The organism is Bacillus haikouensis, assembly GCF_013179555.1.
Classification (GTDB): domain Bacteria; phylum Bacillota; class Bacilli; order Bacillales; family Bacillaceae_B; genus Rossellomorea; species Rossellomorea haikouensis_A.
Genome location: NZ_JABMCR010000135.1, coordinates 1 through 11,747 on the forward strand (window position 1 = coordinate 1; position 11,747 = coordinate 11,747).

The 11,747-nt window shown below is 46.1% G+C and carries 9 protein-coding genes and 1 pseudogene; all 10 read right to left on the bottom strand.

The window, feature by feature from the left end:
- Nucleotides 1-48 precede the first annotated feature (48 nt).
- On the bottom strand, nt 49-1,314 hold the full coding sequence (hflX, locus tag HP456_RS13585) for a GTPase HflX (RefSeq protein WP_172251977.1): 1,266 nt from the start codon (nt 1,312-1,314) through the stop codon (nt 49-51).
- Nucleotides 1,315-1,842: 528 nt separating this feature from the next.
- Entirely contained in the window at nt 1,843-3,300 is a 1,458-nt protein-coding gene (locus tag HP456_RS13590; protein ID WP_172251963.1) for a CoA-acylating methylmalonate-semialdehyde dehydrogenase, read from the bottom strand.
- Between the two features lie 66 nt (nt 3,301-3,366).
- A complete protein-coding gene (locus HP456_RS13595) occupies nt 3,367-4,563 on the bottom strand; it encodes an iron-containing alcohol dehydrogenase (protein ID WP_172251965.1) in 1,197 nt (398 codons plus the stop codon).
- A 270-nt stretch (nt 4,564-4,833) separates the two neighbouring features.
- A complete protein-coding gene (locus tag HP456_RS13600; protein ID WP_172251967.1) occupies nt 4,834-5,292 on the bottom strand; it encodes a CotY/CotZ family spore coat protein in 459 nt (152 codons plus the stop codon).
- A gap of 133 nt (nt 5,293-5,425) precedes the next feature.
- A complete protein-coding gene (locus HP456_RS13605; protein ID WP_172251969.1) occupies nt 5,426-6,643 on the bottom strand; it encodes an ATP-grasp domain-containing protein in 1,218 nt (405 codons plus the stop codon).
- 193 nt (nt 6,644-6,836) lie between these two features.
- Nucleotides 6,837-7,910 (bottom strand): YheC/YheD family endospore coat-associated protein, encoded by a 1,074-nt coding sequence (locus tag HP456_RS13610; protein ID WP_172251971.1) that lies wholly within the window; start codon nt 7,908-7,910, stop codon nt 6,837-6,839.
- A 129-nt stretch (nt 7,911-8,039) separates the two neighbouring features.
- Nucleotides 8,040-9,422 carry a DUF2254 domain-containing protein gene (locus HP456_RS13615; protein WP_172251973.1) on the bottom strand — a complete coding sequence of 461 codons (1,383 nt, stop codon included), beginning with the start codon at nt 9,420-9,422 and terminating at the stop codon, nt 8,040-8,042.
- Nucleotides 9,423-9,556: 134 nt separating this feature from the next.
- Entirely contained in the window at nt 9,557-9,679 is a 123-nt protein-coding gene (locus HP456_RS25365; RefSeq protein WP_281358041.1) for a hypothetical protein, read from the bottom strand.
- Between the two features lie 159 nt (nt 9,680-9,838).
- On the bottom strand, nt 9,839-10,348 hold the full coding sequence (locus HP456_RS13620; protein ID WP_172251975.1) for a mismatch-specific DNA-glycosylase: 510 nt from the start codon (nt 10,346-10,348) through the stop codon (nt 9,839-9,841).
- Between the two features lie 346 nt (nt 10,349-10,694).
- Nucleotides 10,695-11,747, bottom strand: a pseudogene (locus tag HP456_RS13625) (GH36-type glycosyl hydrolase domain-containing protein); the annotation flags it as partial.

The window sequence follows — 11,747 nt, forward strand, 5'->3', positions numbered from 1 at the left end:
GAAAAAAGGACTTTCTTGAAAAAGTCCCTTTCCCGTATTTCTATTCATTTATCGAACGACATACTGCTGGTATTTTTCATAATCAGCATATTTACATTCAACTGTCAGCTTTGTTCCATTTTCTTCGTATTCTGCAGCGAGCACATTTGCCTGTTCATTAAAATACGAGATCAGTTTGCCCTGATCGAATGGAATGAGCAGTTGACACGTTTTGAAGTCCTTGAACACATGGCTTTTGATTGCGCCGATCAGCTCATTGATGCCGATTCGTTCCTTTGCCGACAAATAGATGCGGTCGTTCACCACTTTCGGGACGCTATCTCCATCGACCAGTTCTGCCTTGTTGAATGCATAGATGACCGGAATGTCCCCGACTCCGATATCATCCAGCGTTTCATCAGTCACCTTCATCAAAGTTTCATAGTGAGGATCTGAATAATCGACGACATGGATGATCAGATCTGCTTCAGCCACTTCCTCAAGCGTAGAACGGAATGCCTTGACGAGGTGGTGGGGCAGCTTGTTGACGAAACCTACAGTATCTGTAAGCAGAAATGCTTTGTTATCCGGCAGCGAGATGTTCCTTACAGACGTATCCAGTGTAGCGAACAGCATATCTTTTTCAAATACCTGCTTGCTTTCACCTGGATTGAATTGTTCAACCAATGCATTCATCGTCGTCGACTTCCCTGCATTGGTATATCCGACCAGCGACACAACCGGCAGCCCGCTCTTCTTACGCTGCTTTCGCTGTGTTTTCCGAAGGTCGACCAGCGCTTCCAGCTCTTTGTTCAAAGCAGTGATATTGTCTTCGATCCGACGGCGGTCGAGCTCGAGCTTCGTTTCACCCGCTCCCCTGTTTTTCAGTCCGGATCCTCCACCTTGGCGTCCGAGGGATTCACGTCTTCCGACCAGACGGGGCAGCATGTATTGAAGCTGCGCGACTTCTACCTGAAGCTGCGCCTCTTTCGTTTTCGCCCTTTCTGCGAAGATATCAAGGATCAGCATCGTACGGTCCATTACCCGAATATCGAGTTTCTCTTCAAGCACCCGGATCTGTGAAGGTGAAAGCTCATCATTCGCGATGAGGACATCCGCTTCCATTTCTTCTATCAATGGCAAGAGCTCCTCGATCTTTCCTTTGCCGATATAATGCACATGATTCCTGCGCGGCAGGTTCTGAGTCATTTCTGCTGCGACATCGATATGCCTTGCCTCTGCCAACCCTTTCAATTCAAGCATGCTGTATTCAAAATCTTCACCCTGCTCCTTCGTATTAACCCCTATCGCGATTGCTCTTAAACGTTCTTCCATCATAAAATCTTCACTTCCATTCTAATAAAATAGTAAAAAACACAGACCGCTGCCTGTGTAGATTTGCAAATGGAACTGGCGCGCCAGGCGGTCCCAGGAAGACTTAAATCCCCTGAGGATCATAGAGGTCCGCGTTCCCTGCTTCATGTAGACCGGCCAAAATCAAAGATACCTGTATCCACCCGGATTGAACCGTCAGGAATGGGTGAAGTCCATTATTCAATTCTATTTTTTAAGACACAAAAAAGAGGAGTCCTTCGCCCCCTCTTCTTCTCCATCACGATTAAATGAAGTTTCCCTTAAAAATAGGCAGACCAATTCCATTTACCCTGCACACAGGCAGAGCCTTGAACATATTCAGTTATCTGTTCAAATCGCGGAATCGAAGTCTGATTAAAATCAAAGGGAAAACCTCCATTTCTTGTAAGTTATCACTATCTTATCACATTTCAAAGGAGATGAGAAGAAAATTGTGAATGCCAGTCCTGCAATTACGCGGGACTGGCATTCGTTTGTTTGCCTTCATGGTTACCAGCGGGCGGTGAGCATTTTGCGCCTTGTGTAGAATTCAACGCCGTCTGATCCATTGGCATGCAGATCACCATAGAAGGAGTTTTTCCAGCCGGAGAACGGGAAGAACGCCATAGGGGCAGGTACGCCGATATTGACGCCGAGCATGCCGACTTCGATGAATTCCCGGAAGTAGCGGACATCGCTGCCGTCTTTCGTGAACAGGCAGGCTCCGTTCCCGAAGTCTGATTCATTGGTAAGCTTAATCGCCTCTTCCAGCGTCTCGACCCTTACCACCGATAATACAGGTGCGAAGATTTCATCTTTCCAGATTTTCATAGAGGAGGTCACGTGATCAAAGATCGTCGGTCCGATGAAATAGCCGTTTTCCTTGTATGCTTCATCGTTACGTCCATCGCGAACCAGTGACGCCCCTTCTTCGACACCGCTCACGATATAACTTTCAGTTTTCTTTTTATGATCATCACGGATTACAGGGCCGAGGAAAACATCCTCCTCGAGGCCGTTTCCGATTTTAAGAGCATCTGCCTGATCGTTCAGTTTCCGAATAAGGGTGTCGGCAACATTCCCGACGGCGACAACGACCGAGCACGCCATGCAGCGTTCACCGGCAGATCCGTACGCAGCAGCAATGATTTCTTTTACGGCAGCATCAAGATCCGCATCCGGCATTACGATGGAATGGTTTTTCGCACCGGCAAGTGCCTGAACCCGTTTACCGTTACCGGCACCGGTCTTATACACATATTCGGCAACCGGCTGTGAACCTACGAACGAAATGGCCGGCACGTCTTTATGCTGAAGCAGGCTGTTTACGACCTCATGTGCACCGTGAACCACATTCAACACCCCATCCGGGAGACCGGCCTCTTTGAAGAGATCGGCCAGCCGGTTGGCAAGGAGCGGTGTCCGCTCGGATGGTTTCAGGACAAAGGTGTTACCGCATGCAATCGCAAGCGGGAACATCCAGCACGGTACCATCATCGGGAAATTGAACGGGGTGATTCCTCCGACAACCCCCACAGGATAGCGGTACATACCTGATTCAATATTCGTCGCGATGTCCGGCAGCTGTTTCCCCATCATCAGGCTTGGGGCACCTGCCGCGAACTCCACGCATTCGATTCCGCGCTGTACTTCACCGTAGGCTTCTTTAAAACTCTTTCCGTTTTCTTCTGTGATCAGTTTCGCGAGCCCGTCCCAGTTTTCAACGAGGAGCTGCTGATATTTAAAGAGGATGCGTGCACGTTTCGGAACCGGTGTCCTGCTCCACAATTGAAACGCTTCTTTAGCCGCTGCCGCTGCTGCGTCCACATCTTGACTTGTTGAAATCGGAACCTGCGCGAGCTCTTCTCCTGTAGCCGGATTCGGGACTGATTGGTAATGGTCGGTTTGTGCTTCCACCCATTTCCCATTGATAAAGTTCTTCAACGTGTTGGTCGTTGCTGTTGCCATGAATGATTTCCCCTTTCATGATATGATTTCACTTATGGTTTCTGAGACTGCCATACTGCTCACAAATTACTTCACCTTTTCCTCTGCCGAGAACTGGTAATCGTAGCAGGTATGGTAAAGGGATTCGAGTTCTTCCCTCGTCGGCACCTTTGGGTTATTCGCGGGACTGCCGCTCATGAAAGCATCTTCTGTCATCTTGCTCACGGCATTAGTGAAAGCCTCACTGTCGATCCCCCATCCTTTAAGGTTGGGGATGCCAAGTTCCTTACAGAGTTTCTTCACAGAAGAAACGGCAAGCCCCGCGTATTCCTCATTCGTGAGGAGCCTGTTTTCTTTTTCAAATATACGTCCTAAATCAGCCAGGCGGTCTTCGCATTTTTCTTTGCTGAATTCCAGTACTGCAGGCAATAACATCGCATTCGAGTAGCCGTGGGGGATGTGGAACAAAGCCCCGATCGGCCTGGACATCCCATGCACGAGGCAGACAGAAGCATTCGTGAACGCCATGCCTGCCTGCATTGCTCCAAGACTCATCGCCTCCCGTGCATCCAGGTTTTCCCCTTCATGATAGGAGAGTAATAGATTATCCACAATCAGTTCCATTGCCGACAATGCCATTGTATCGGTCATAGGATGCGATTTCCTGGACAAATAGGCTTCCACTGCATGACTCAGTGCATCCACACCTGTTGCAGCCGTCACGCTTTTCGGTGAAGAGATCGTCAGCACCGGATCGACGATTGCGACATCCGGCATGAACTCAGGCTGTTTGATCATCATCTTCACGTCATTGGACGTATTGGTGATGACCGTCACGTCCGTTGCTTCTGAACCTGTCCCGGCAGTCGTTGGTATCGCGATATGGGGCATCGCCTTAACACCGGCAATTCTGCCTTTGCCCATATAATCCCCTATGAATCCCCCATTTGTTGATAGTACGGCAATCGCCTTCGCAGTATCGATGCAGCTTCCTCCCCCAAGCGAGACGATCACATCGCAATTTTCTTTCTTAAGCATATCCAGTGATTCTGATACATAACGATCTGTCGGTTCTGAAATGACTCCGAGATAGACGGCACTATAAACGCCTTGTTCCTGTAATAATTGACGGCATTCACTGATATATCCAAGCCGATCCATGATTTTATCACTGATAATCAGGACCTTCTTTCCCCGCAGTGCCGCCTCCCTTCCGACATTCACCAAAGAATGACGACCGTAAAAAATCGTCTGTGGAACTCGAAAACCAGCAAATTTCTCCACAACCCGCACCCCTTTATCTTTTTATACACTTACGTGTACCAAAGCTAAAAAAACAGATAGGGTTCATTCTATGTAATCAAAGCTCCCTGCTGTGCACCCCGCCGGCAATAATCAAAATATTTAAACTACTTATCCAGTATAACAGAAAATCTCTTGCTCGTCCCTCGATACGCTAAAGCGCCATAATGCCGGTCTTTAACAAGGTTAAGCACCTCGGGACCGGGCATTTTTAATGAAAAAAACGTGCCCATTTTCTGTGAACACGTTTCTTTACCATTTGGGTTCGATGATGATTTTCCTTTTTAATAAGTCAATATCCATGAGCTGGATGGCGCATACACAACTTAAATCAACTTGAATGCATGAATCGGTTTTTTTCAGAAGTAAGGTGTCACCGAAGGAATGTGGATTCCCGCCGCCAATATCCAAAGGACGGAGCAAAGAAATTGTTGCGCAGTCAGAATTCATATCCAGCTCTTCGATGCGGAAATAATTTGTATGAAAATACACAGTTTTCCCGCATGAATCTTGATGATCGATACCGGTGAATGTAAGTTTCCCATCCTCCGAATACAGTAGAAACGGAATCGTATCGACGCCGACGAGCTTTGAGAACACTTTTCCAAAGTATGGAGTGTGGGTTTCATTAATAAAGTCCTGCAGCTTTTTCAATTCTTGTAAAGCCAGCTGGACACATGTGCTCCCCGGCGCTGCGCCTTCTCTTCCCAAGACTCTCTTCCCCCCAATCTCCTACTTAGTTAGTGTATGGGTAGCAAGAGGATTGGTGTGCAATGTCGTAAGAAAAACGAACCACTCCCCTTCCGCTGTCATGTGGCTGCAGGTGTATTTCTCCTTTCCTCCCTTAAAGAGGCTCTATATAAAACTTTAATTCTTTTGCCGCTTCATGGGCGATGCTCTTTGCCCTTTCGATTGTTTCTGCACAGGTGATGACGCATGCATACCGGTCCCCCATCGATCGGGGCGGAGACAAAATAGTCCCCTCTTTCGGTTTCACATATACGTACTTCACCCCTTCAAGAATCAGAGCACGATCCTGTCCGCATACATGCAGAAGCCTGCCCAATACATCCACGGTTAAATATTTTGCATACGTGCATTGAGTATAAAAAGGTTCAAGATGAGGTGCTTCACCCACTTTCATCTTCAGGATTTCTCTCACCAGATTGATACCGGTACCTTCCTCGATCAGCCGGTTCATCGCTCCCCCCGACATCCGCGGATTGATTTCAACTAGCTTCCATTTCCCTCCCACACTCCTCATTTCAAGATGGCAGGAGCCGTTAGAAAGACCAATATGGAAGAGGATGTCATGAATGGCTCTCCTCAGTGTGATTTTCTGCACATCGGACAGTTCAGCCGGGTATTTATACCCCGTAATGAGAAATGACCTGCTGCATTCCTGTTCAATTATACCGATGATAAATACAGTTCCCCTATATACCACCACTTCAATTAAGTATTGAGTACCTTCCAGATATTCTTCGGCCAAGATGGAGATGTCCGGGTACTTCTTTTGCAAATAGCGCAAGCCATCAGCCATCTCTAATTCCGTCTTGACCAGTACGATATCCTTTGACCCGTTGGATTCAGACGGCTTTAGTATGAGAGGGAGGGCACCCTTATAGTTTGCTGCAAACTCAGCAGTGCTCATTTGTTTTTCATACACAGAAAACGTTGGGGACGATTCCAATCCAATCAGTATATTACGTACATCTGCCTTGTTCTCCACCGCTTGGAAGGCATAGGAAGAAGAGCGGATCAACCCCAATTCCGCTGATATCCGTTCAGCGTATGACACATAAGGATCAATGAAACTCATACACGCACAGATCGTTTTCCCCTCTGCCTGCAGCTCCTGAATTTCACTCATCAATTCTTCCTTAAAAAAAATATCTTTCATGTATATGATTTCATCCACTTCGGGAAACTCATTTGTTTTCTTTCCGAGTCCGCGGCGGTCTGTAAACAATACTGTGCAGTATGCCATCTCTTTTGCCATCTGCAGAGCTTCCCTGCTCGTGCCGTGTCTCCTCGTTCCAAGGAAAATGATTGTCTTCATCCTCATCCATTCCTTTATTGGGCAAACGAAACGAACGCCCAGTATTCCGACAGCGTACTTATTTTTATGTTAAAAATGGTCTGGGTGACACAACGGAAACCAAATCTTTACATACGAAAAGACCCTCGTTGAGTAAAGGGTCTGTAGAATTTCAAGAGGGTGCAACCAAAGTGGTAATCCCTGTCAATTTATTCTATCTTCCTGAATCCAACAAAAATCGTGCATATCCAATCGGTGTGAAATGTGTTTGTTTCCACTCTTCATCCAACCCTGCATTTCTGAAGGAATATCTCAGTTCCCTGCAATTGCATTCTATGATCATTGGAAAACCCTCATTTGTAATCCCTATATCAAACCCTAAATCAGCAAGATGCGGGAGCGACTTTTCCAGCTGCCTTGCCGCTGATAGAGACAGCATTTCAATCTCTGCAGTCACTTTCTTCTCCTGAAGATGCGGCAGCTCTTTCAATAATTCAGTTAATGTATGACACCTTCCCCCCCGTGCAGCATTTGTCAGAAACCAGTCTTTTTTAGCGACTTTCCCGACAATCCCGGATACCTGCCATTCACCTTTTTCATTTTTCTGCACGGATACCCTCAGATCGAACACTCTTCCTTTACTTCTTGCAAGGGGGATCATTTCCTGTATGATGACAAGGTTTCTTGAAGAGAGCTGTTTAAGGAGAGGCGGCCACCCGGATGAAAACCGTTCCTTGATCAGAGTTTTTTTGTCCCGATAGGTGATCTCCCATTGCTTCTCATCATCCCTTGTCAGTTTGACGATACCGCTTCCCAGTGATCCGTTATTTGGTTTCAATATTAATTCGCGATGCATTTCCATCATCATCTTCACGTTATCCTCACTGGCCATCATCGTTTGGGGAAGATGCGGCCGGAGTTTATGCTCCTTCGCGAGAATGTCATTGATTCTAAATTTTTTATAACGGTTGTTCTCATTAAAGAAAACAATCCCTTCTTCTTTTAATTTCCGTATCTTTCTTCTTTCCGACCGTTTTCCGGTAAATATCCTGTTATGGATGACCACCGGTTTGGGGACTGATTGGAGGAGGTATGCACCGCCTCTCTTAACATAAGCCTCCACCATTTCCTCACCTGGATTGATGTCTTCAAAGCGAAAGTAGCAGGGGGTCACCTCATACTTTTCACCTGCCTCATCATAAAAAGACAGGTTTTCAAAAGATGTCCTTCCTGCCGGAATTCCTTTAAACACACCATTCCCCACCATAATGCCAATATATCTTCTCAACAGTTGTCCCCTCCTGTTTCACGCTAGCTTCTTTCCTATTTAACAGCTATATTCATTATGATCGTGAAGCGTATAGGCAGCCAGGGGCATCCTGCTGTCCATTTTCATTTCGTATCCTTTTCAACGTGATCAATTCTTCATTTCAGTTATGAGCTTTTCATAACTGTCTGTATTGCCTGTGGTTTCGGCTATTTCCCACAAAATATGGTTGAATCGATCCATGTCTAAGTCGTAGAGAAGGTTATGGTCGAAGCCTGTGGCTGTGTATTTGGTAAAATTCCATATATCCCTGTGATCTTTTTTATCGGTGGCTTGGGCGATGGCATTTAACACATAAAGAAGTTCACCCGTAATGACGGCATCCTTGTTTGCATAGTGCCTGATCGAAGCAAAGCCGCGGTAGAGATAGTCGGCATATGTTAAATTTTTCAGAATGACGCGCAAATTCCCGTTTTCATCTGTCAGGTAAGGTGAAAATACTTCCATTTCCGAAAGTTGGATGAGCAGGTCACCAATTTGATAGATGATATTGGTCGCCGTCTTTGGATCATTATTCCCTAACGCACGTATTGCGATTTCCACAAATTTGTTGATGCTGAACTCAATGTCCTGAAGCTCCGTTTGGTTTTTTCCGACCTGAAACATATGCAGATATTTATTTTCATCCAATTCATAGTCAGGCGATGGGTTCCAATATGTGAAGATGGAAGTCGAACGGAAGACAAAGCTGCCTATACGATTATCCAAGCGGATGATCAGGTTATCCCTCGCTGCTTCATCGATCAATTCTGCAAAGTCGATTTTCTGCAGATAACCCGATTTCTCTGCCTGCAGCATTTCCCCTTCTCCGCCCGGCACCTGGGTGTGCATTTCATCCGGATTCTTTGCTTTGTGCGGCTTCAGTTCATTGACGAGCGAACTTTCAATAATATCAACGGATTCACGTTTGATTTGCTCCGCTAAATTGGTCACTTGCAGCCAGGTGACGATATGATTGATGAAGAAAGCAAAGGTACTGATGGTGATCATGGCTGTCAGAACGGCAGCCGTTGGGATCAGACTGTATGCTTGAGCGGTATCTTCATTGATGAAAAACAAGCAAAAAAGCACATAAAGAAAACTGCCGCTAAAAATACCAAGCGTTCTCTGCGTCACTGCATTCATCATGAAATTCTTAAGGATTCTCGGGGAGAACTGGCTCGAGAATGTCGACAATGCACCCAGCACCCCATAAAATGTAAAGGTGGTCAGCGATAAAATCCCCGCCGTCAATGTACTTAGAATTGTTTTTGTCAATCCATAATCGACAATTAAGAAAGAAGGCATCCCTTTATATACATTCATTTTTAAATCCGCCCACAGTGTAATGAAGACCAGGATGAGGGAGAGCACTGCATAAATCATGGGAGTCATCCATAAGTTGGAATAAAGCTCATTCCATTTCTCCCGTTTCGTCATCTTTGCATATCGTTTCACAGCTGATGGTATTTTCTTAAGCATGTCGATCATCATTTTTCACAACCTATATATCTGAAGTATTCAGCTGAAACATTCAACTTTTCCCTTTTCTTCCCTCACATAGACTGTTTTAAACCTATAAAAAGAAGGATCCTAATAGTCATTAGAATCCTAATCATTCTGCTGCGTTAAGCAGGTGCATTACATACTCCATTTCTAATGCAACTCAACACATTCACGATTAAAGAAAGCACCCGGCAAATCACAGCACGCAGCCATTCCAAAAGGCAGGAAACTACACCAACTCCCATATCTCTCCCTCCCTTCTCTATGAAACTAGTAAAAGTAAAATAACTTTACTACTCTCTATCCTATGAAAACTTCACCACGATGTATAAACCCTTGTACCAATCAATATCAAATAAATCGTCCATCTCCGCTATCGCCCATTATTGCAGCGGGGGACCGCCTTAAACTGGCCGTCCCCCATCCAATAACTCTCTATAAATAGCTGAGATGTTCTCTACTTTCATCCGAACGAGCCCGCTTGAAGAAGGTGCAACAAAGTCACGGACTCCGCCGACCGTCGATTCTCCCTGCCAGCCCCACGGAACCTTTTTCTTCCCGGAAAACTGCTGATAGACTCCCTTGCCGACAAAGCAGGCGATTCGGGGTCTGTATGTCTCAAGTTTCTCTTTTAATAGAACCCGGCCTTCCCGGTACTCTTCTTTCGTTATATCTGAAGCCTCCCTGGTCGGCCGTTCTACGATATTCGTCAATCCATACCCAAGTTCTATCAGACTTCCATCTTCCTCCGTCCGATATACCCTTGGCGTCAAGCCCGATTGATAGAGGATTTTCCAGAAGCGATTAGTAGGATTGGCATAATGATGACCGGTTTCCCCTGACCTGATACTGGGATTAAACCCGATAAACACAATATCGAGCCCTTGCTTTAAATGATCCTGAATCGCATTCAAAACGATCACCCTCCCGATAAATTGAATGTCACTATCATTCATTTTAACCTAGTGATCAAGGGAATCAAACTTCCGGCTGGAATCTGTGAACAGTCCCATGTTGCTTTGATGTATGAAAGAAGAGGGGGGGGGACTAAAGACGAACAATTCCAGCATAGATGAGCTTTCAATACCGCTGTTGATTTCCGTGCATCATCTGGAACATCAAGCTAAATACAAGCCGGATGTCCTAGCAGAACCAATAAAAAAACCCGGACGCATTCGTATCCTTTTAGAAGATTTTTGAATGTTTGTCCGGGTTTCTCATCGACTAAAACACTGTCGTTCCAGTCTCTTCTCGACTTTTTTAGAGATAGATGTCAATTATATTGGGACCTTCGCCAAGCAGTTTCTCGAGTTCTTGTTTGGCGATTCTCACCCCGCCTTGGCGATAGCGGTTGGATACGGCGGTGACAGCAGCTTCCCGGCCGTTCATTTCAACACGCTTGGCGTCACTGTTTCCAAGGTGATAGCGGAATGTTACCGTGCGGTGATTGAACATAAAGTCAAATACCAAACCATCAAGGTTTTCAGGCAGGACCGGGTCAATCACCAGGTCCTCTCCGTCCTGACGGATACCAAGCGCATTTGAAATCAACTGATTCATGTAGATTCCCGGTCCGCTGGAGTAGATTCTCCAGCCGCCTTTTACAGGGACTGACCCTTCACGAAGTTCCCCAAAGCGTTCCTGCGCTTCATAACGGGTATTGAACTTCCCGTCGGAAGAGCTGAAATAAGCATTGCTTTGACGTCTTTCCGCATTTGGCACGACATCTCTCAGCCCCACCGGGTTGATGATTTCAAGTCCTCTCCACACTTCATCCGTATATCCGAGCTTCGCCATCGCTTCCACATAGCGGATGTGAGCATGTACATATTGGAGCCCGATTTCACGCCCGAAGTTGGCAGCCTGTTCCGCCCGTTTGAAATGCGTGCTGACTCCCCCTTCATACTTGGCAGGACGGTTCATCAACCTCACACCATCCGGACAATATAAATGTTCTTTCACTAATTGATAGTGAGAAGCTGCTTGTTCCGGTGTGAACAGTTCTGAAATGATGCTGCGGTTCATTGGCAGCAGACGGTAATGGATGCCTGTTTTTGTATCCGTCGGGTGTACCATGAATTCCACTTTATCCGATTCTTCCATATACACAAAACCGGGGATCACGTCATCCTGCAGAATAAATTTGTTGAAGTCTTCCTTAATTCCTTTTGCCAGAGTACTGAATTCCTTGGCTTCCTCTTCAAGGGAACGTTCGAGAACAGAAGACAGCTTCACCACCACTTGATAGGTCAAGGCAACCGTCCAGCTGCTCGCCATGTATTTCTTCAAGTTGGCATTCGCAGGCTGCAGCGT